The following is a 20,232-nucleotide window of genomic DNA, read 5'->3' as shown; positions in this document are numbered from 1 at the left end:
GCCAAATCAAACCACTTGAAGCTCACATTCCCAACCCAAGCTGCATGATGTGCTTTATGCGCAAGACGTCCCGTGCGTTAGGGATCGCTCCGTTCAAAAGGAGTGGGTTCCATGTCCAACGTCAGTTTTGTTATCGTCTACGTCGACGACGTCGCCCGAAGCGAAGCCTTCTACGCTTCGATCCTCGGGCGCGCCGCGGTCGAATCGTCGCCTGCGTTCGCCATGCTGCCGGCCGCCCCGGGCCTGATGCTGGGCCTATGGAAGCGCGACGGCGTCAGGCCGCCAGCAACCGCGGCGGGCGGCGGCGAGATCGCTTTCACGGCTGAAAACAACGCCGAGGTCGACGCGCTCTGCGCCGCGTGGCGGGCGAAGGGCGTCACAATCGCGCTCGAACCGACGGCGATGGACTTCGGCTACACCTTCGTCGCGGTCGACCCGGACGGCCAGCGCCTGCGGGTGTTCGCTCCCGTAGGCTGATCGCCGATCTCACTTGCCCATATGCGCCCGGAACTTGGCCACGGCGTCAGCGAACTCGTCGTAGGTCAGCGCCGCCGCTGCGATGTACGGCCCGATGAGGTAGACGGGCGTGCCCTGAACGTGGAGCGCGTCCGCCTGCGCCGCGTTGCGCCGGATGAGATCCATGATCGCCTCGCCGTGGGCGTCGAGGTCCTTCTCGAGTTGCGCCCCGTCGACCCCCGCCGTGGCCACCGCGCTACGCATGACGGCGTCCGAGCTTCGCCCGTGCAGGGCCATTAGGGCGGCGTGCGCGGCTTGGTATTTTCCCTGATATTTGGCGGCGAGCGCGAGTCGAGCGCCAGTGACCGAGCTTTTCGCCAGAATCGGCCAGTCCTTGTAGACGAGCCGGATCTGCCCGTCGGTCGAGACGAACCGCTGGAGGTCGGGCTCCGACCGTTTGCAGAACGGGCAGTTGTAGTCGACATAGGCGACGATCGTGACGTCGCCGTCCGGATTTCCGCCGACGGGAGCGTCGGGATCGTCCAGGATTGCGTGAATGTCGAGCGGGTTCGGTTCGGCGGCCCCTGACCCCGTTGCGCCGGTCAGGAACGATGCGCCGGCGAGCGACAGCGCCGAAAGAAAACGCCTGCGATCCACGAACACCCCCGTCCTGCCGGAGGGACGCCATTCCGCGCCGGCGCGGTCTTTATCGCCCATCACGACATTCGAAGATATTCATTTCGTCACGAGGCCGCCCGGGCGCCGCGCTTCTTTCACAACCCCTCGAACAGGGCGGTCGAAAGGTAGCGCTCGGCGAAGGATGGGATGACGATCACGATCGTCTTGCCGGCGTTCTCGGGACGGCGGCCGACGTCGATAGCGGCCGCGATCGCCGCGCCGGACGAGATGCCGACCGGGATGCCTTCAAGCCGCGCCGTCAGCCGCGCCGTGTCGAAGGCCGTCTGGTTTCCGACGGCTACGATCTCGTCGATGATGCTGCGATCGAGGACGGGGGGCGCGAAGCCCGCCCCGATTCCCTGGATCTTGTGCGGCCCCGGGGCGCCGCCCGACAGCACCGGCGAATCTTCCGGCTCGACCGCGATGATCCGCACCTCTGGCTTGTATTTCTTCAGCACCTGACCGACGCCTGTGACCGTCCCGCCCGTGCCGACGCCGGCAACCACGATGTCGACGGCGCCTTGGGTGTCGTTCCAGATCTCCTCGGCGGTCGTTTGGCGATGGATTTCCGGGTTGGCCGGATTTTCGAACTGTTGCGGAATGATCGCGCCCGGGGTCGTCGCGACGATCTCGTTGGCCTTGGCGATCGCGCCCTTCATGCCCTGCGCGGCCGGCGTGAGCACCAACTCGGCGCCCAGCAGCGCAAGCATCTTGCGGCGCTCGATCGACATCGACTCCGGCATGACCAGCATGAGCTTGTAGCCGCGCGCCGCGGCCACGAAGGCGAGCGCGATGCCGGTATTGCCCGAGGTCGGCTCGACCAGCACGCCCCGGCCGGGGGCGATCCTGCCCTGCGCCTCGAGCGCGTCGATCATCGCCACGCCGATGCGGTCCTTCACGCTGCCGATCGGATTGAAGAATTCGAGCTTGCCCAGGAGACGCGCGACGACGCCCTTCTCCTTGGCGAGGCGATCGAGCGCGACAAGCGGAGTGTCCCCGATCGTTTCGGTGATCGAGGCGTAAAACTTCCCCCGGCCCGGTTTTCGACCGGCGGCTGCGTTTGTCGTCATCGCGCGCTTCTCCGTACGCATCGCCGGGCCGGCGCCGAAGCGGCAGGGTCCGACGACCTCGTTTATCCGAAGCCGTTCTATATAACGCCGGCTATATCGCCGCTAGATAGCAAAATCGCCCGCGGTCTTCTCGTCGTCGAGCACATGGGCATGCTCGGCCGTCTCGCACATGTTCTCGACCGTGATCGCGTCGAGATTGGCGAGAAAGGTTTCGCCCGCCTTCTTGACGGTCGGGTCGATGACGCGCTCGAGAAGGAGCGAGTTCGCGCCCAGATCGTCCGGATCGGCAGTGCTCAACGACATGGCGGTGCGGACAATTTCACCGACGGTGATGCGCCGGCGCTCGCGAGCCAGCTCGTAGCCGCCCCGCGGTCCGCGCACGCCTTTGAGAATTTTGGCGTGAACGAGCCCCTGGAGCAAAGTCTCCAGGTGGCGGGGGGGCAATTTGTGGCGCGCCGCCAAGGCCTTCGCCGCAACCGGCGCGGACCGAGAATGCAGCGCGACATCGACAACGGCGGCGATGGCGAGAACGCTCCGTCGCGATAGCAGGTTCATTTCAATTCTCCTCCGATGAGCGACCGGTCGAGCCGAAACCATTCGGGCCCCGGCCGCTCGCAGTGAGCCGCTCGCCCGCAATCAGGGCGATACGTTCCACAGGACAAACGACGAGTTGCGCAATGCGCGCCCCCCGTCGAACGATAAAAGGCTTGCTTCCAAAATTGACGAGAATGACGCCGATCTCTCCTCGATAATCAGCGTCGACCGTCCCCGGACTATTGAGGACGGTTACACCCTCATGCATAGCCAGCCCCGAACGGGGACGGATCTGCGCTTCAAAACCCTTGGGCAACTCAATCGCTAATCCGGTCGGAATCAACGCTCGAGCGCCAGGGACGAGGACGACCTCACCTTCGGCTGGCAATGCGGCCAGAAGATCCATCCCGGCGGCATCTTCACTCTTATACGCCGGCAATTGCAAGCCCTCGCCGTGCGGCAGCTGTATGTAAACAACGGAAATCACGGGCGCTTCGCCAGTTCCGTCGCCAGACGTGCGACAATCCGTTCGGCGACGGAAATTTTGGTCATCGCCGGCCAGGACTCGATCCCATCGGCGCTGATCACCAGCACCTCATTGGAATCTCCACCGAAAGTTGTGGTTCCTTTCGCGACACTATTCGCGATGATGAGATCACAACCCTTGCGTCGTAATTTCGTCTTGGCATGGGCGACGACCTGTTCGGTTTCGGCTGCGAAACCAATGACCACGGACGGTCTTTGGCTGGTCTTCTTCGAGACCCCCGCAAGTATATCGGGATTTTCGACGAGATGGAGCGTCGGCGCTCCGTACTCGCCTTTCTTGATCTTTTCGGTTTCGACACGGTCGACTCGCCAATCGGCGACTGCGGCGGCGCTTATGAAAGCGTCGGCGGGCAGCGCGGCCTCAACCGCGGCCTGCATTTCGCGTGCAGTTTCAACGCGAACGACCGTTACGCCCGGTGGGTCGGGCACCGCAACCGGCCCGGTTATCAGCGTAACCTTTGCGCCCGCGCCAACTGCGGCCTGCGCAATTGCATGGCCCTGGCGGCCTGACGACCGGTTTCCGATGAACCGCACGGGATCAATCGGCTCGTAGGTCGGCCCGGAGGTGACGATAACGTGGCGTCCAGACAGCGCTACCCCGTCGAAATCCTGCGAATCCCCCGGTCTCGCGAGCGCGGCCTCGATCGCCTCGACGATCGCCGTCGGCTCGGCCATCCGCCCGGGTCCGTATTCGCCGCAGGCCATCGGCCCCTCGTCCGGGCCGACGAAGGCGACGCCGTCGGCCTTCAGCTGATCGATATTCCTTTGGGTCGCCGGATGAAGCCACATCCTGACGTTCATCGCCGGCGCGACGAGCACCCGTTTGTCGGTCGCCAGGAGAAGGGTCGTGGCCAGATCGTCCGCGAGCCCTCCCGTCATGCGAGCCAGGAGATTTGCGGTCGCCGGGGCGACGACCACGAGATCTGCCGAACGGGAGAGCTCGATATGGCCGATCAGCGCCTCGTCGGTGAGGCTGAAGAGGTCGTGGCGGACCGGCTGGCCGCTGAGGGTGGAGGCGGACAGCGGCGTAATGAATTCGCGCGCGGACGCCGTCATCACAACCTGGACCGATGCGCCCTGGTCCCGCAGGCGTCGGATGAGTTCCAGGGACTTATAGGCCGCGATTCCGCCGCCGATGATCAGCAGCACCCGGGCGGCGGATATCGGAATAGGCGTCATCGCCGTCTAGCCGCCCTTCAATTTAACACAGTTCGTACGCATGTGAGGACTTTCTCGCAGCCAAACTGTACGAAATAAAGGCCAGAGGGGCCTCTTCCGCAAGCATGAACCGCGCCCGCGGAGGGGCGGTCGCCTTAGGCGCCATGGCCTGAATCACCCGGCGGTGCGCCGTAGCTACAAAACCCACCGAATCAATGCAAATAACAAAAATGTGAGCAAAACCCCAATTAAAATATAGCATAGCCGTCCCAGCTCACTTCGCTCGAACCGCTTCACAAGCGCGTCGGCGGCCAGGATCTCCAGTTTCGCGGCGATCTGCTCCAGGTGGCGCGGCGCCTCGGCGACGAGCGCGACGAGCGCGGCGGCGCCCCGACCCGCGTCCTCCATGCGTCCTTTGGGGCCCAGGTTCTCCATGATCCACGTGCCGACAACCGGCTCCGACGTCGACCACATGTTCAACTGCGGATCGAGCTTGCGCGCCACCCCTTCGACGACGACCATGGTTTTCTGCAGCATGACGAGTTCGACCCGTGTCGTCATGTCGAACAACGCCGTCACTTCGAACAGAAGCGTGAGGAGTTTCGCCATCGAAATCTGGTCGGCGGTGCGCGAATGAATCGGCTCGCCGATGGCCCGGATCGCCTGGGCGAAATCCTCGACGCGATGGACGTTCGGCACGTAGCCGGCCTCGAAATGGACTTCGGCGACCCGCTGATAGTCGCGCCGGATGAAACCGAACAGGATCTCGGCGAGGAAGCGACGCTCCTTCCGACCAAGCCGGCCCATGATGCCGAAATCGACGGCGACGATCCGTCCCGCCGCGTCGACGAAGAAATTCCCCTGATGCATGTCGGCATGAAAAAAGCCGTCGCGCAATGCATGGCGGAGGAAAGTCTGGATAAGCGCGCGCGCGAGCGCTTTGGGGTCGAGACCGAGCGCCTCGAGACGCTCCCGGTCGGTGAGCGGGATCCCGTCGACCCACTCCATCGTCATCACTTCGCGCGTGGTGCGGTCCCAGTCGATCGTGGGCGCCCGGATATCCGGGTCATCCTTCGAATTTTCGGCGAACTCCGACGCGGCCGCCGCCTCGAGGCGGAAATCCATCTCCATCCGAACGGAACGCGCCAGCGTCTCGACGATCTGGACCATGCGCAGGCGCCGCATCTCCGGAAGGACGCGCTCGGCCAGCCGCGCAGCGAAGAACATGTCGGCGAGATCCCGGGCGAAGCGTTTGTCGACGCCTCCGCGCAGCACCTTCACCGCGACCGGACGGGACCCTTCCGGCGTCGCCACCGAGGCGCGATGGACCTGCGCGATGGAGGCCGCGGCGACCGGTTCGCCGAAGTCCTCGAACAATGCGCCGATCTTTGCGCCGAAGGCGCCTTCGATGATGGCGATCGCCGCCTGCCGGCTCATCGGCGTCACCCGGTCCTGCAGGCTCTCGAGCTCCAGGGCGACCTTGGTTCCAACGATGTCGGGCCGGGTCGACAGGAACTGCCCCATCTTGACGTACGAGGGCCCGAGCCGGTCGATGGCGCGCGACAGCCCGGTGAGACCGTGCACGTCGCGTTTCGCGATCATGTTGGCGAGCGCCAGCGGCAGTCGTGCGCCCGGCGGCAGAAGAGCCGGGTCGACGTCGACGAACGCGCCCTCGCGCGCAAACACGAAGCCCGCGCGCGCGAGCCTGAGCCCGTGTCCGACCGCGGCGAAGATCGACATGAATCAGAGCTTCCAGCCCGAGTGGATGGCGACCACCCCGCCGCTGAGCTTCATGGCGTCCACGCGCGAGAAGCCCGCATCCGCGATCATGTCGGCGAACAATTCGGCGGACGGAAACTTGCGGATCGATTCGACCAGGTAGCGGTAGGACGCGCCGTCGCCCGCCACCACCTTGCCCATCGCCGGGATGGCGGCGAAGGAATAGGCGTCGTACGCGCGGTCGAGGACCGGCAGGTCGACATGCGAAAACTCGAGACAGAGAAACCGTCCGCCGCGCCGGAGCACGCGAAACGCCTCGGCGAGCGCCCTCTCGATCCGCGGCACGTTGCGGATGCCGAAGGCGATTGTATAGGCGTCGAATTCGCCGTCGTTGAACGGCAGTTCCTCGGCGTTGGCCTCGACGAAGGTCACCCGCTCGGCGAGACCGCGCTTGCGGGCGCGATCGGCGCCGACGCGCAGCATGTTGGCGTTGATGTCGGCGACCGTCACGCGCGTCTCGCGGCCCCCGGCGCGGGCGATCCGGAAGGCGACGTCGCCCGTGCCGCCGGCCACATCGAGATGGGCGAAGGGGCGCGAGACCGAGGGGTGGACCTTGGCCGCCAGAATGTCCTTCCACACCCGATGCAGGCCGAACGACATCAGGTCGTTCATCACGTCGTAGCGGTCGGCGACCTTGTGAAACACCGCGTCCACCAGACCCTGCTTTTCGTCCAGGCGCACTTGGCGCTCGCCGAAATGCGTATGCTCGGGGCTCGTGGACATCTGAAAGTCTCCGTGGAGGCCGCCGCGTTCTAGCGCGCCCGGCGGCGAGCGTACACCGGCTCAGTCCATCCGGACGGGAATGCCGGCCGCCGCCATCCGCGCCTTGGCCTCGCGGATCGTGTATTCGCCGAAATGGAAAATCGAAGCGGCGAGGACCGCGCTCGCATGGCCCTCGATCACCCCGTCGACGAGGTGGTCGAGATTGCCGACGCCCCCCGAGGCGATCACGGGGATCGCCACTGCGTCGGCGATCGCCCGGGTGAGTTCGAGGTCGAAGCCGATCTTGGAGCCGTCCCGGTCCATCGAGGTCAGCAGGATCTCGCCGGCGCCGAGTTCCGTCACCTCCTCAGCGTAGGCGACGGCGTCGATCCCGGTCGGTCGGCGCCCGCCGTGGGTGAAGATCTCCCACCGCGCGGGCTCGCCTTCGGCCGATACGCGCTTGGCGTCGATGGCGACCACCACGCACTGGCTGCCGAATTTTTCCGCGGCGATGCGAACAAACTGACGGTCGGCGACCGCAGCCGAATTGATCGAGGCCTTGTCGGCGCCGGCGAGCAGAAGGTTGCGGATATCGTCGGTGGTGCGCACGCCGCCCCCCACCGTCAGCGGCATGAAGCACACCTCGGCCGTGCGCCGCACGACGTCGAGCAGAATGCCGCGGTCCTCGTGGCTCGCGGTGATGTCGAGGAAGCAAAGCTCGTCCGCGCCTGCTCGGTCGTAGGCGATGGCGCTCTCGACCGGGTCGCCGGCGTCGCGGAGGTTGACGAAGTTGACGCCCTTGACGACGCGGCCGTCCTTAACGTCGAGGCAGGGGATGACGCGGACTTTGAGCATCACTCGGCTGCGGACTGTAGCGCGGGAGACTTCATGAAGTCCCAGAAAGAGCCGAACATTCTTCCGGCGCAGGGAGACGAGGTGACGTCTGTCACGAAAAACAGACGCGAACCGGCCAGCTTGAGGAATCGATCCGAGACTTCCGACGCGGAGAGCGCGCTCGTAAGGAAGCAAACGTGTCCGTCCATCGTGTACATTCGAGCGCCTGCGTCGAGCGAATCGACGAAACTCTGAAGATCAAGTTCCTTGCCGCTGCCGTCGTCGAACACAAGCAAGTGCCTTCTCACGTCTTACCTCCATCGTCGAACCCGCCCGGCAAGCTCTTAACGCCGGCGGTCTCGCGGGCCGGGTCGACGACCTCGGCGTTGGCCCCTTTTCCGTAGATCATCGTCAGTTCGCGCTGGCGAAGGCGATATTCCTCCGACTGCAGCCGATCGGGGTCGCGAAACAGCAATATAAAGTAGGCCACGACTGTGGCCGCCAACAAGAGGGCGCCCGTTGCGAACAGCGCCACCCGAAGCCAATTCTCGCCGGCCACGAGCGCCAGCACGAACGCCAGAGGCGTTCCAATCCCCGCCAGCCACAGCAACGGATTGATCGCGGTGCGAACGACCCGGACGGTCTCGACTCGAGACGTCGCCGCCCTGACAAAGTCGTCCAGCCTCACGTGTTTTCCTTGGCGCTCTTAAGCGTCCCCTCTCCGCTCGGCAGGCGGACCACGCGCAGCAGCGCCAGCGCCTCGCGCGGATCGAGACGGCCGTCGTAAAGCGCACGGCCGGCGATGGCGCCTGCGAGTTTTGCGCAGTCGGGTTCGGTCAGCCTGCGCACGTCCTCGATCGAAGCGAGCCCGCCGGAGGCGATGACGGGAATGGAGAGCCCCTCGGCGAGCGCGACGGTGCTTGCGATGTTGAGCCCCTGGAGCGCGCCGTCGCGGGCGATGTCGGTATAAATGATCGCCGCCACGCCCGCGTCCTCGAACCGCCGCCCGAGGTCGAGCGCCGAGACGTTGGAGGTCTTCGCCCAGCCCTCGACCGCGACGCGGCCCCCGCGGGCGTCGATTCCGACGGCGATCCGGTCGGGATAGAGCCGCGCCGCCTCGCGCACGAATCCGGGATCGCCCACGGCTGCTGTGCCGATGATCACCCGGGTCACCCCTGCCTCGAGCCAGCCGCGCACCGTCTTCAGGTCGCGCACGCCGCCGCCGAGCTGCATCTTCATGGTGAGGCCGGAAAGGATGCGCCGGACCGCCTCGGCGTTGACCGGCTTGCCGGCGAAAGCGCCGTCGAGGTCGACGACGTGCAGGTAGTCGAACCCCTGCTCGGCGAAGGCGCGCGCCTGCGCGGCGGGGTCTGTATTGAACACCGTCGCCTGCGTCATGTCGCCGCGCAGCAGCCGGACGCACTCTCCATTCTTCAGATCGATCGCGGGAAAAAGGATCACGGGCGCCACTTCAGGAAGTTGGCGATCAGCATCAGGCCGAGCGTCTGGCTCTTTTCGGGATGAAACTGGGTGCCGACGATATTGTCGCGCGCCACGATCGCCGTCACCGGGGCGCCGTAATCGGCGGTGGCGACCACGTCGGCGGGATTGTCGGCGTAAAGCTGAAAGGAATGGACGAAATAGGCGTGCAGGCCGTCGCGGCCGGTCCGGATCCCGTCGAGAACCGGGTGCTCGCGTTTCAGGTCGAGGGTGTTCCAGCCCATGTGGGGAATCTTCAGCGACGGGTCGTCCGGCTTGATCGGCGCGACGTCGCCGGCAATCCAGTCCAGGCCGAAAACGACTTCGTATTCCAGGCCGCGGGTCGCGAGCAGTTGCGCGCCGACGCAGATGCCGAGGAAGGGCTTGCCCTCTCTGCGCACCGCCTGCGTCAGCGCCTCGACCATGCCGGGCACGGAGTCGAGGCCGCGCCGGCAGTCGGCGAAGGCGCCGACGCCCGGCAGCACGACATGCCCTGCCGCGAGGACGTCCTCGGGGCGGGCGGTGACCTTGACCTCACGGTCGAGCCCCGCCTCGCGCGCGGCGCGCTCGAAGGCCTTCTGCGCCGAGTGCAGATTGCCCGAACCGTAGTCGATGATGGCGACGGTCATGGCTAAAGCGCGCCTTTGGTCGACGGCACGGCGCCCGCCTGGCGCGGGTCGATGGCGACGGCGCTCTTCAGCGCGCGCGCCACACCCTTGAAGCACGATTCAGCGATGTGGTGGCTGTTGGTCCCGTAAAGCGTCTCGAGATGCAGGGTCAGGCCGCCATTGCCGGCGAAGGCCTGAAAGAACTCGCGCACCAGCTGCGTGTCGAATTCGCCGATCTTCTCGGTCGGAAACTCGGTGCGGAAGACCAGGAACGGCCGGCCCGACACGTCGACGGCGACGCGGGTCAGTGTCTCGTCCATCGGCAAAACGCAGTCGGCGTAGCGCGTCAGCCCCTTCTTGTCGCCGAGCGCCTGGGCGAGCGCCTGCCCGAGCGCGATCCCGACGTCCTCGACCGTATGGTGATCGTCGACGTGGCGGTCGCCCTCCGCGCGAACGGTCATGTCGATCAGCGAATGACGGGCGAGCTGGTCGAGCATGTGGTCGAAAAAGCCGACCCCGGTCGAAATGTCGGACACGCCGGTTCCGTCGAGGTCGAGCGCGACCTCGATGCTGGTTTCCTTGGTCTTTCGTGCGACTGCGCCCTTGCGCATGGAAATGCTGCGGCCTCAAACGGGTGGTGCGCGGTGATAGCAAGCCGGAAAGCGCTTGACCACCCGCAAGTTGCTGCGGCGCTTTAGCCCGCCCCCGAGAACGCCCGCAGCGTTCGGCCGGTTTCGTCGTCGGCCGGATAGAAACACTCGATCGAAAGCTCGGCCAGCGTGACGTCGACCGCCGTTCCGAACACGGTGACCGTGCTCAGGAACGACAGGACGCCCGCCTGCGAGCGCAGCTTGAGCAGGACGGCGACGTCGTCCGGGCGGACCAGTTCGGCGCTCCTCTCCCGGTGCGTCGTCCGCGCAGGATACGCCTCGGCCTCGGCGATCAGCGAGCCGATGGCGGGGTCGCCCGACAGCCGCAACTGTCGGCGCAGGCGCTCGATCAGATGCGCGCGCCACTCGCCGAAGTTGACGATCAGCGGCGCAAGGCCGCGGGGATGGAGGCTCAGCCGGATCACGTTCTGCGGCGGCTTCAGAAGCTCCGGATCGACGCCCGCGAGAAGAAGGGGAACGGCGGCGTTCGCGGCGACGACGTTCCATCCCCGGTCGAGCGCGAGCGCCGGGAACGGCTCCTGCAGCCTAATGAGCCTTTCGACGCTGGCGCGCGCGTGCTGGAGCGCCGGGTCGTCGAGTGGACGGTCGCGATAGACCGGCGCATAGCCGGCGGCCAGCAGAAGCGCGTTCTGCTCGCGCAGGGGCACGTCGAGAGAGTTCGCAAGCCGCGTCACCATCTCGCGCGACGGCGACGCCCGCCCGCTCTCGATGAAGCTCAGGTGCCTCTGCGACACCTGCGCCTCGGCCGCGAGCGCAAGCTGGCTGACGCGCCGGCGCTCCCGCCAGGAGCGCACCATCCGGCCGATCGGCGAGTTAACCTGCTGCATGAGACCGTTTTTCCGCGCGCCGGCGCGCCTCGTCAATTCCCTCTGAGGTCATCCGTTCGGCAACGATTCCGTCGCGCTATGACCTCCGAGGCAATCGCGACGGCGCCGGCGGCCGGTCACACTCGCGCTCGAGGCCCGCTGGAAGAGCGCGGCCTGAAAGGAGACAAGGCCAATGACGGAACCCGTCGCCATCGCCGAAGCCTACATCGCTGCGTGGAACGAACGGAGCGCCCCGGCGCGTCAAGAAAAGCTCAACGCCCACTGGGCGGGTTCGGCCGCCTATCGCGACCCTCAGGTCCGGGTCGAAGGGCTCGACGCCATCGACACGCTGATTGCCGGCGTCCAGGAGCGTTTTCCCGGATTCCAGTTCGCCTTGAAGCCGACCGCGAACGGATACGACGGCGTCGTCCGGCTCGCCTGGACGCTCGGGCCCGCGGGCGGAGCGGCGCCGATCGAAGGCAGCGACGTCCTCGTGCTCGCCGACGGCAAGATCAAGGACGTGATCGGCTTCCTCGACAAGGTTCCGCAGTAGCCCTGCGGCGGACAGCCGTCCCCGCCCGCCGGGAGGTGGACGCGCGCGGGACAAGACCTTTTTTCCGGCTCGGGCTTGCCCCGCGCTGCGGCCGGCGCCAGCAATTGTCTTTCGACAATTATGGGGAGGCCGGCCGTGGCGGAAACTCTTTCAGGCAAGACCCTGTTCATCACCGGCGCGTCGCGCGGCATCGGACTCGCGATCGGGCTTAAGGCGGCGCGCGACGGCGCCAACGTCGCCATCGCCGCAAAAACCGCCGAGCCCAATCCCAAGCTAGCCGGCACCATTCATTCGGCGGCGGAAGAAATCGAGAAGGCCGGCGGCAAGGCGCTGCCGCTCGCCGTGGACGTCCGCGACGAGGCGCAGGTGCGCGACGCGCTGGAGAAGACCGCGGCGACTTTCGGCGGCCTCGACATCGTGGTCAACAACGCCAGCGCCATCTCGCTCACCAATTCCCAGGCGACCGACATGAAGCGCTTCGATCTGATGCACCAGATCAATGCGCGCGGGACCTACATGGTGTCGAAACTCGCCGTCCCCTACCTCGAGAAGGCCGCCAATCCGCATATCCTCATGCTTTCGCCGCCGCTCGACTTGCAGGAGAAGTGGTTCGCCCCGAGCACGGCCTACGCGATGGCGAAGTACGGCATGAGCCTCGTCGTTCTGGGCCTCGCCGGCGAACTCCGGCGCCAGCGCATCGCGGTCAATGCGCTATGGCCGCGCACGACGATCGCGACCGCGGCGATCAAGAACCTGCTCGGCGGCGACGCCATGATGCGCGCGTCGCGCACGCCGGACATCCTGGCCGACGCGGCCCACATGATTTTCCTCAAGGACTCGAAGTCCTTCACCGGCAATTTCCTGATCGACGACACCTTCTTGTTCGAGAACGGCGTGCGGGACTTCGATCATTACCGCGTCGACCCGACCGTCGACTTGGCGCCCGACTTTTTCGTGCCGGACGCTTCTCCGCCGCCGGTGAGCCTGAAAAAGCTGGCGCGCGCCTGACGCCTGCCCATGCGCCCCTCCACAGGGTCCCGGCGGGTGCGCGCCGCGGCGAATGTCCGTCGCTCCGCCGGCTTTCCGCCTTTCAAGGAAGCATGTCCGTCTGCCGGATCGCCCGAATCTGACGGATTTCCCACCGTATCCTTACATATCCTTAACGCGTTCGGCCCTTGCGGCGACAGGGCGGACGGCCATATTATGGCGCGAGGCGTACGCAAAGGATTTCCCCGGGCGAGCGCCGCGCTCTTATCAAGAGGTTTCACCTATGTCCGACTATGACCGCTACGCAAACTCGCGCTCCGGCGCGGGGTACGCACGGTCCGGCGCGGCCGTCGATCAGGGCCTGCGCGCCTACATGATCGGCGTCTACAACTACATGACCCTCGGCCTGGGCGTGACCGGCCTCGCGGCGTGGCTCGCTTTCCAGTTCGGGACGGTCTCCGTCGGCGACGGACGTTTGGCGCTGACCGACTTCGGCCACGCGATTTACGTGTCGCCGTTGCGCTGGCTGATCGTGTTGTCGCCGCTCGCTTTGGTGTTCTGGCTGTCCGCGCGGCTCGACCAGATGTCGGTCTCGACGGCGCGTAACGCGTTCATCGCCTTCGCGGCGTTGATTGGCTTGTCGATGTCCGCCCTACTGGTCGTCTATACCGGCGCCTCGATTGGGCGCGCGTTCTTCGCCACCGCGGCGGCCTTCGCCAGCCTCAGCCTCTACGGCTACACCACCCAGCGCAGCCTCAGCGCGATGGGGTCGTTCATGATGATGGGCGTCGTCGGCCTGATCATCGCGAGCCTGCTCAACCTGTTCCTGCACAGCTCCGGCCTGCAGTTCGGCATCTCGCTGCTCGCGGTGGTGGTCTTCGCCGGCCTGACCGCCTGGGACACCCAGGCCATCAAGTCAATGTACTACGCCGGCGACGGGTATGACACGATCCAGAAGAAGTCGATCCACGGCGCGCTGCGCCTCTACCTCGACTTCATCAACATGTTCCAGGCGATCCTGATGCTGACCGGGTCGAATCGGAACAACTGACACAAGGCCGTTAAGGAAACCTTACACGGAGCCCCGGTCCGCGTTGCGCGGGCCGGGGTTTTTTTGTAAAGAATCTTGGGACTTGGCGCCTGAGGAGGGGACGATGGGCGGGTTGCGGTTCGCGGCGGGGGTCGCGGCGCTTGCTGTGGCCGGAAGCGCTCAGGCGGCCGAACTCAAGATCGTCGACGTCAAGGCCTACGTCTTCCTCGAGCGCGCCGGCAAGCTTTCCGAGGATATGGTTGGCGCCCCGGCCCTGGTCGATGCGCCGAAGGGCGGCGCGCCCGGCGGCGACACGGCGACCGGCGTCATGATCGACTTCACCTTCGAAGGCGACAAGAACTTCTCGCCGAAATACGCCACCGCCACCGTCGATCTGACTCAGACCAATCACTCGGGCCAGCAACTCGTCACACACAAGGCCTTCACGGGCTTCCGCTTCGGCGACGACGGAGTCGAGCACAAGGCGATCTACCTCGAGAACGCCACCTGCGCGCCGCTGTCGATCGTCGTCCACGCCGGCAAGACCGAGAAGGAGGCCCAGCTCGACTTCTCCTGCACGGAAGTGCGCGCGTCGAAGTGACCCGCCGCCGTCATTGCGAGCGACCCCCGGGTCACAGCTCGGGGGCAGCAATCCAGGGATCGTAGGGCGCTCTACGATCCCTGGAGTGCTCCGTCGCTTGCGCTCCTCGCAATGACGAACTGCGAGCGCGATAAGGGTTTGCGGCCTCACCCATCCTTGAGCCCCAGCACGTCGGCCATGGCATAGAGCCCGGGCTTGCGGCCGTGCGCCCATCGCGCCGCCTTCAGCGCGCCATAGGCGAACAGCATGCGGTCCTCGGCGTGATGGGCGAGCACAAGCCGCTCGCCTTCGCCGGCGAATGTGACCTCATGGTCGCCGACCACCGTGCCGCCGCGCAGCGAGGCGAAGCCGATGTCGCCCTTGCGTCGCTGCCCGGTGACGCCGTCGCGCCCGCGCGCGGCATGGCTTTTCAGCGCAATCCCGCGTCCGGCCGCGGCCGCTTCGCCGAGCATCAGCGCCGTGCCCGAGGGGGCGTCGACCTTCATGCGGTGGTGCATCTCGAATATCTCGATGTCGTATTCGTCGCCGAGCGCGGCGGCGGCCCGGCGGGTCAGGGCGGCGAGCAGGTTCACCCCGAGGCTCATGTTGCCCGAGCGGACGATCGGGGCGTGGCGCGCGGCGGCGTCAATCTTGTCGAGATCCTCCTCGGCGAGTCCGGTGGTGCCGATCACGTCGGCGATGCGCGCCTGCGCCGCGAGCGCCGCAAGCTCGACGGTCGCTGCGGGCGAGGAGAAGTCGATGATCGCGTCGGCGTTCAGCATCAGCGGCAGCGGATCGGTCCCGATCGTCAGCCCGGTCGCCGGGCAACCGGCCAGCGGACCCGGATCGTGGCCGAGCCACGGAGAACTCTCGCGCTCGAGCGCGCCGGCGAGCGTCAGCCCGTCCGCCTCGTGGATCGCCCGCACGATCATGCGGCCCATCCGGCCCGCAGCGCCCGCGACGACGATACGCAACTCGCCCATGGCTCGTAAAACTCCCTGTCAGGCGCCTTCCACCAGCACCATTTCTATCTCCGCAGCGCCTTCGCGCAGCGTGCGCGCCGCCTGGTACTCGGCCGAATAGTAGTAGGCCCGCGCGGCGTCGTAGCTGTCAAATTCGAGCACGACGTTGCGCGCGCGCGCCTTGCCTTCGAGCGCCTCGTAGCGGCCGCCGCGGGCCAACGCCCTTCCTCCGTGGGCGGCGATCACCTTCGTCGCCTCGCCCGCATAGCGCGCGTAGGCCTCGGGGTCCTCGATGTCGACGCGCGCGATCACGTAGCCCTTGGGCACGGCGGCTCCGTTACAAGTCCTGACCGAGGTTATCCATCTTAAGCCGACGCGCAAGTCGCAGCGCCAGTCAGGCCGTTAGCCCGATCCGTTCGGCCAGCCGCCGCGCGATCGTCGACTTGCCCGTTCCGGAACGCCCAGAGAAGGCGATCAGCGTCGCCGTCCGAGGCGGAACACCGGCTTCCATCCGGAAGGCCTACCGTAACGTCGGCTTCAAGGCCTCGGCGATCTCCTGGACAATCGCTTCGGCGGCCTCGCGCGGATCGGACGCCGTCGTGATCGGCCGGCCGACCACGAGATAGTCGGCGCCGTCGCGGATGGCGCGTTCCGGCGTCGCAACGCGCTTCTGGTCGCCGGCGTCGGCGCCGGCCGGGCGGATGCCGGGCGTAACGAGAACCATGCCCGCCCCGACCGCCTCGCGCACGGCCTTGGCCTCGGCCGCGCTGGCGACGAGGCCCTGGACGCCGAGCGCCTGCGCCTGCTCGGCCCGGCGTCGCACCATCTCGACGACGCCGAAGCGGTAGCCGGCCTCGATCATGTCCTCGTCGTCGAAGGACGTCAGAACGGTCACGCCGAGAATCGAAAGGCCGGAGCCTCTCGCGCCGGCGACCGCGGCCTTCATCGTCTGCGGATAGGCGTGGACGGTGAGGAACGTCGCGCCGCGCCGCGCCGCCTGCTCGGTCGCCTTCTCGACGGTATTGGGGATGTCGTGCAGCTTGAGGTCGAGAAAAATCTTCTTGCCGGCCGCGGCGAGACGGCCCACGAGCGCCAGTCCGTCGCCGCCATAGGCGAGCTCCATGCCGATCTTATAGAAGATTGCCGCGTCGCCGATTGCCGCTATGAGCTTGTCTGCGGCGGCGGCGTCGGCCACGTCGAGCGCGACGATCAGCCGGTCGCGGGGCGTAAGGGGTGTCATGCGCGAGTCTCGCGGCGGCGCCTCGGCGGAGCGCCGGGTCCGGCCGACGATTCGAGCCGATAGGTCCAGACGCGCGCCGGCGGCAGGTTGGCCCAGATCGGCCGGCCGCGATGGGCCGAATAGCGGCCCTCGCAGATCTCGCGCGGAATGGGCGAAAGGAGCCCGTAGGTGAACTGGACGAACACGCCGTCCGCGCCCATCAGCGCGAAGGCGTCGCCCATCAGCTTTTCGCGCTCCTGCTGAGGCCGTGTGAGCAGCGGCAGGCTCGAGACAAAAGCGGAGACCGGCTCGCCGTTGAGCGCGGCGAGCGTGCGGGGCAGGTCGTAGGCGTCGCCATGGATGACTCGCGCCCCCGCGAATCGGTCCTCCAGCAGGCGGCAGAACTGGGGATTGTACTCGACCATCACGAGGCGGCCAGGGTTGAGCCCGCGGTCGATGAGCGCCCGGGTGACGGGCCCAGTGCCCGGGCCGAGCTCGACGACCAGCCCGCGCTCGGGCGGTCCGGCCGCGCCGGCCATGGCGCGCGCCAGCGCCCGACCCGAAGGCGCGACGGCCCCAGTCAGGTGCGGCGTCGACATGAGCGACTTCAGGAAGTGGGCGCCGTCCCCGAGCCCCAGCCGCGCCTTCCGTTTCTGATCATGCATCTCCGCTCCCCGCCGATGCCCCGCCGTCACGTGGGCGTTTGTGCTTGCCCCCGGGTGAAGCCGTCAGCTTCGTCCCTCGAAGAACTCTTTCATCTTGGCGAAGAAGCCTGCGCTTTCCGGATGGGTCCTGTGCGACGACTCCTGGGCGAACTCCATGAGGAGTTCGCGCTGGCGGCGAGTGAGGTTTTGCGGCGTCTCGACGTTGAGCTGGACGAACAGGTCGCCGGCGTCGCGTGAGCGCAAAATCGGCATGCCCTTGCCGCGCAGCCTCAGCTGCCGTCCCGACTGCGCGCCCTCGGGGATGCTGACCCGGGACTCGGTCCCGTCGAGGGTGTGGACGGTGAACTCGCCGCCGAGCGCGGCCTGGACCATGGAGATCGGCACGCGGCAGTAGAGGTCGGCCCCATCGCGCTGGAAGACCGGATGCGGCTTGACCGAGAGGAAGATATAGAGGTCGCCGGCGGGCCCGCCGCGCATGCCCGCCTCGCCCTCGCCGGTCAGCCGGATGCGTGTGCCGTCCTCGACGCCGGCGGGCACGTTCACCGATAGCGTCCGCTCCCGCGTCACGCGGCCGGCGCCCGCGCATTTGTCGCACGGGTTGTCGATGGTCTGGCCGCGCCCGTGGCAGGTCGGGCAGGTGCGCTCGATGGCGAAAAACCCTTGCTGTGCGCGCACGCGCCCCTGTCCGCCGCAGGTCCGGCACACCGCCGGTTTCGAGCCCGCCCGCGCCCCGGAGCCCGAGCAGGACTCGCAGGCTACCGAGGTCGGCATGTTGATCGTGGCGGCCTTACCGTGGAACGCCTCTTCGAGGGTGATTTCGAGGTTGTAGCGCAGGTCCGCGCCGCGCTCGCGGCCGGAACCGTGACGTCCGCGCCGTCCGCCCATCATGTCGCCGAACAGGTCGTCGAAAATATCAGACATCGACGCGGCGAAGCCGTCGCCCATGCCGCCGAGACCGCCCTGCTCGAACGCGGCGTGGCCGTAACGGTCGTAGGCCGCCCGCTTCTGCGCGTCGGAAAGGGTCTGATAGGCCTCGTTGACCTCCTTGAAGCGCGCCTCGGCCTGCTTGTCGCCAGGATGCCGGTCCGGATGGCACCCCATCGCCGCCTTGCGGAACGCGGATTTCAGCTCAACCTCGGTCGCGGTCTTCGAGACGCCGAGGATTTCATAGAAGTCGCGTTTGGCCATTTCTGCCGGAGTCTCTCCGCACGCGCGTCTGAGGACGCCTGGCGTCCTGCGCGCGCTCGCCCTTCAAAAACCTGAGCCCTGCAGATAGGTGGGAAACCCTGGAAGCGCAAGTTCGGGAGGTCGTCACGAGGGCGGCGCTCGAAGGGAAATCAAGGGCGATGATCGGGAGGGTCTTTGTCCGATTCGCGCGGGTTGCCGCCCCCTTTGGATCGGCGGGGACGGCGGCCGAACCGCGGTTGGAAACGCCGGTCGGCGTCCCGAATCGGCTGCAAAGCTTGAGCGCTGAGCCGCTGAGGCGCCGCCCGCCCGGTCGTCGCTTCATCGAAGGTTTTGGGGGCGGGCCGTCCGTCGTCGGCCCCAAAACATCAGCCCCGGGCTTTCGCCCGGGGCTGAAGCTTTAGCGCACTATCGAGATCAGGCCGACTTCTTCTTGTCGTCGTCCACCTCGCGGAACTCCGCGTCGATCACGTCGTCCTTCGCCTCGTTCCCGCCACCCGGGGCGGCCCCGGCGTCGCCGCCGGCGGCCCCCTGCTGGGCCTTGTACATGGCCTCGCCGAGCTTCATCTGGACTTGCATGAGGTCGTTCGAGCGGGCCTTGATGGCTTCGACGTCCTCGCCCTGCAGGGCGGTGCGGACCGCGGCGATCGCGACCTCGATCGCGCTCTTGTCGGATTGCGCGACCTTGTCGCCGTACTCCTTGAGCGCCTTCTCGGCGTCGTGGGCGAGCGACTCGGCGTGGTTCTTGGAGTCGACCAGCTCGCGCCGCTTCTTGTCCTCGGCGGCGTGGGCCTCGGCGTCCTTGACCATCCGGTTGATGTCGGACTCGCTCAAGCCGCCCGACGCCTGGATGCGGATCTGCTGCTCCTTGTTAGTCGCCTTGTCCTTGGCGGTGACGTTGACGATGCCGTTGGCGTCGATGTCGAAGGTCACCTCGATCTGCGGCATCCCGCGTGGGGCCGGCGGAATGCCGACGAGATCGAACTGGCCGAGCAGCTTGTTGTCCGCCGCCATTTCGCGCTCGCCCTGGAAGACCCGGATCGTGACCGCCGTCTGGTTGTCCTCGGCGGTCGAGAAGACCTGGCTCTTCTTGGTCGGGATCGTGGTGGTGCGTTCGATGAGCCGCGTGAACACGCCGCCGAGCGTCTCGATGCCGAGCGAGAGCGGGGTCACGTCGAGAAGCAGAACGTCCTTCACGTCGCCCTGAAGCACGCCAGCCTGGATCGCGGCGCCGAGCGCCACCACTTCATCCGGGTTGACGCCCTTGTGGGGCTCCTTCCCGAAGAAGTTTTTGACGATCTGCACGATCTTGGGCATGCGCGTCATGCCGCCGACAAGCACAACCTCGTCGATCTCAGCTGCTTTCAGCGAAGCGTCGCGAAGCGCGGCGTCGCACGGCCCAATCGTCTTCTGGACGAGGTCGTCCACAAGACTCTCAAGCTTTGCGCGCGTAAGCTTCATGGTGAGATGCTTGGGGCCACTCGCATCGGCGGTGATGAAGGGCAAATTGATCTCGGTCTGCTGGGCGCTCGAAAGCTCGATCTTGGCCTTCTCGGCGGCCTCCTTAAGCCGCTGCAGGGCAAGCTTGTCTTTCCGGAGGTCGATGCCGTTTTCGCGCTTGAATTCGCTGGCGAGATAATCGACGAGCCGCATATCGAAGTCTTCGCCGCCAAGGAAGGTATCGCCGTTGGTGGACTTAACCTCGAAAACGCCGTCCCCGATCTCAAGAA

General features: G+C 66.6%; 25 protein-coding genes. 5 read left to right on the top strand and 20 right to left on the bottom strand.

The annotated features are described in order from the left end of the window. Positions 1–111: 111 nt before the first annotated feature. Complete coding sequence (locus ACLP25_RS14420; protein WP_442469875.1) at positions 112–477, top strand: VOC family protein; 366 nt, start codon at positions 112–114, stop codon at positions 475–477. A gap of 9 nt (positions 478–486) precedes the next feature. On the opposite strand, the gene ACLP25_RS14415 is transcribed toward ACLP25_RS14420, so the two are convergent. The 14 genes from ACLP25_RS14415 to ACLP25_RS14350 all read right to left on the bottom strand — a co-directional run bounded on the left by ACLP25_RS14415 (position 487) and on the right by ACLP25_RS14350 (position 11,342). Further along, positions 487–1,173 carry a DsbA family protein gene (locus ACLP25_RS14415; RefSeq protein ID WP_442469874.1) on the bottom strand — a complete coding sequence of 229 codons (687 nt, stop codon included), beginning with the start codon at positions 1,171–1,173 and terminating at the stop codon, positions 487–489. Positions 1,174–1,229: 56 nt separating this feature from the next. Beyond that, positions 1,230–2,204, bottom strand: a complete 975-nt coding sequence (gene cysK, locus ACLP25_RS14410) for a cysteine synthase A (RefSeq protein ID WP_442469873.1) — start codon at positions 2,202–2,204, stop codon at positions 1,230–1,232. Between the two features lie 102 nt (positions 2,205–2,306). Further along, on the bottom strand, positions 2,307–2,759 hold the full coding sequence (locus ACLP25_RS14405; protein WP_442469872.1) for an RrF2 family transcriptional regulator: 453 nt from the start codon (positions 2,757–2,759) through the stop codon (positions 2,307–2,309). A gap of 1 nt (position 2,760) precedes the next feature. Further along, entirely contained in the window at positions 2,761–3,225 is a 465-nt protein-coding gene (gene dut / locus ACLP25_RS14400; protein ID WP_442469871.1) for a dUTP diphosphatase, read from the bottom strand. After that, a complete protein-coding gene (gene coaBC, locus ACLP25_RS14395) occupies positions 3,222–4,463 on the bottom strand; it encodes a bifunctional phosphopantothenoylcysteine decarboxylase/phosphopantothenate--cysteine ligase CoaBC (protein WP_442469870.1) in 1,242 nt (413 codons plus the stop codon). Before coaBC ends, dut begins: the two co-directional genes overlap by 4 nt. A 174-nt stretch (positions 4,464–4,637) precedes the next feature. Further along, a complete protein-coding gene (gene ubiB / locus ACLP25_RS14390; RefSeq protein ID WP_442469876.1) occupies positions 4,638–6,176 on the bottom strand; it encodes a 2-polyprenylphenol 6-hydroxylase in 1,539 nt (512 codons plus the stop codon). Between the two features lie 9 nt (positions 6,177–6,185). Next, positions 6,186–6,944: a bifunctional demethylmenaquinone methyltransferase/2-methoxy-6-polyprenyl-1,4-benzoquinol methylase UbiE gene (gene ubiE, locus ACLP25_RS14385; protein ID WP_442469869.1), complete on the bottom strand. Its 759-nt coding sequence runs from the start codon at positions 6,942–6,944 to the stop codon at positions 6,186–6,188. A 60-nt stretch (positions 6,945–7,004) separates the two neighbouring features. Then, positions 7,005–7,778, bottom strand: a complete 774-nt coding sequence (hisF, locus tag ACLP25_RS14380; protein ID WP_442469868.1) for an imidazole glycerol phosphate synthase subunit HisF — start codon at positions 7,776–7,778, stop codon at positions 7,005–7,007. Further along, positions 7,778–8,065: a hypothetical protein gene (locus ACLP25_RS14375; protein WP_442469867.1), complete on the bottom strand. Its 288-nt coding sequence runs from the start codon at positions 8,063–8,065 to the stop codon at positions 7,778–7,780. The genes hisF and ACLP25_RS14375 overlap by 1 nt, the downstream gene beginning before the upstream one ends. After that, the gene (locus ACLP25_RS14370) at positions 8,062–8,445 is read right to left on the bottom strand and encodes a hypothetical protein (protein ID WP_442469866.1); all 384 of its coding nucleotides are present in this window, start codon (positions 8,443–8,445) and stop codon (positions 8,062–8,064) included. The genes ACLP25_RS14375 and ACLP25_RS14370 overlap by 4 nt, the downstream gene beginning before the upstream one ends. Next, positions 8,442–9,227: a 1-(5-phosphoribosyl)-5-[(5-phosphoribosylamino)methylideneamino]imidazole-4-carboxamide isomerase gene (gene hisA / locus ACLP25_RS14365; protein ID WP_442469865.1), complete on the bottom strand. Its 786-nt coding sequence runs from the start codon at positions 9,225–9,227 to the stop codon at positions 8,442–8,444. Before hisA ends, ACLP25_RS14370 begins: the two co-directional genes overlap by 4 nt. Continuing rightward, positions 9,215–9,865: an imidazole glycerol phosphate synthase subunit HisH gene (hisH, locus tag ACLP25_RS14360; protein ID WP_442469864.1), complete on the bottom strand. Its 651-nt coding sequence runs from the start codon at positions 9,863–9,865 to the stop codon at positions 9,215–9,217. Before hisH ends, hisA begins: the two co-directional genes overlap by 13 nt. Positions 9,866–9,867: 2 nt before the next feature. Then, the gene (gene hisB / locus ACLP25_RS14355) at positions 9,868–10,455 is read right to left on the bottom strand and encodes an imidazoleglycerol-phosphate dehydratase HisB (protein ID WP_442469863.1); all 588 of its coding nucleotides are present in this window, start codon (positions 10,453–10,455) and stop codon (positions 9,868–9,870) included. An 83-nt stretch (positions 10,456–10,538) separates the two neighbouring features. Beyond that, entirely contained in the window at positions 10,539–11,342 is an 804-nt protein-coding gene (locus ACLP25_RS14350; protein WP_442469862.1) for a helix-turn-helix domain-containing protein, read from the bottom strand. Between the two features lie 172 nt (positions 11,343–11,514). Here ACLP25_RS14350 and ACLP25_RS14345 point away from each other — a divergent pair, with 172 nt between their 5' ends. The 4 genes from ACLP25_RS14345 (at position 11,515) to ACLP25_RS14330 (ending at position 14,492) form a co-directional block, all read left to right on the top strand. Beyond that, complete coding sequence (locus tag ACLP25_RS14345; RefSeq protein WP_442469861.1) at positions 11,515–11,874, top strand: nuclear transport factor 2 family protein; 360 nt, start codon at positions 11,515–11,517, stop codon at positions 11,872–11,874. 135 nt (positions 11,875–12,009) lie between these two features. After that, complete coding sequence (locus ACLP25_RS14340; protein WP_442469860.1) at positions 12,010–12,882, top strand: SDR family oxidoreductase; 873 nt, start codon at positions 12,010–12,012, stop codon at positions 12,880–12,882. Positions 12,883–13,144: 262 nt separating this feature from the next. Beyond that, positions 13,145–13,912 carry a Bax inhibitor-1/YccA family protein gene (locus ACLP25_RS14335; protein WP_442469859.1) on the top strand — a complete coding sequence of 256 codons (768 nt, stop codon included), beginning with the start codon at positions 13,145–13,147 and terminating at the stop codon, positions 13,910–13,912. Positions 13,913–14,015: 103 nt separating this feature from the next. Then, complete coding sequence (locus ACLP25_RS14330; protein ID WP_442469858.1) at positions 14,016–14,492, top strand: hypothetical protein; 477 nt, start codon at positions 14,016–14,018, stop codon at positions 14,490–14,492. Between the two features lie 146 nt (positions 14,493–14,638). On the opposite strand, the gene dapB is transcribed toward ACLP25_RS14330, so the two are convergent. The 6 genes from dapB to dnaK form a co-directional block, all read right to left on the bottom strand. Continuing rightward, entirely contained in the window at positions 14,639–15,454 is an 816-nt protein-coding gene (dapB, locus tag ACLP25_RS14325; RefSeq protein ID WP_442469857.1) for a 4-hydroxy-tetrahydrodipicolinate reductase, read from the bottom strand. An 18-nt stretch (positions 15,455–15,472) separates the two neighbouring features. Further along, a complete protein-coding gene (locus ACLP25_RS14320; RefSeq protein ID WP_442469856.1) occupies positions 15,473–15,760 on the bottom strand; it encodes a DUF1330 domain-containing protein in 288 nt (95 codons plus the stop codon). A 193-nt stretch (positions 15,761–15,953) separates the two neighbouring features. Further along, the gene (pyrF, locus tag ACLP25_RS14315) at positions 15,954–16,673 is read right to left on the bottom strand and encodes an orotidine-5'-phosphate decarboxylase (RefSeq protein WP_442469855.1); all 720 of its coding nucleotides are present in this window, start codon (positions 16,671–16,673) and stop codon (positions 15,954–15,956) included. Further along, positions 16,670–17,317 carry a class I SAM-dependent methyltransferase gene (locus ACLP25_RS14310; RefSeq protein WP_442469854.1) on the bottom strand — a complete coding sequence of 216 codons (648 nt, stop codon included), beginning with the start codon at positions 17,315–17,317 and terminating at the stop codon, positions 16,670–16,672. The genes pyrF and ACLP25_RS14310 overlap by 4 nt, the downstream gene beginning before the upstream one ends. A 63-nt stretch (positions 17,318–17,380) precedes the next feature. Continuing rightward, the gene (gene dnaJ, locus ACLP25_RS14305) at positions 17,381–18,505 is read right to left on the bottom strand and encodes a molecular chaperone DnaJ (protein WP_442469853.1); all 1,125 of its coding nucleotides are present in this window, start codon (positions 18,503–18,505) and stop codon (positions 17,381–17,383) included. Positions 18,506–18,919: 414 nt separating this feature from the next. Next, positions 18,920–20,232, bottom strand: a 1,313-nt coding sequence (gene dnaK / locus ACLP25_RS14300; RefSeq protein ID WP_442469852.1) for a molecular chaperone DnaK, incomplete at its 5' end; no start/stop codon positions are given.

Origin of the sequence: Roseiarcus sp., from assembly GCF_052145395.1 — a bacterium.
Lineage (GTDB): Bacteria > Pseudomonadota > Alphaproteobacteria > Rhizobiales > Beijerinckiaceae > Roseiarcus.
Note: the sequence above shows the minus strand (reverse complement) of the source record. Positions and strands in the feature narration are given on the sequence as shown.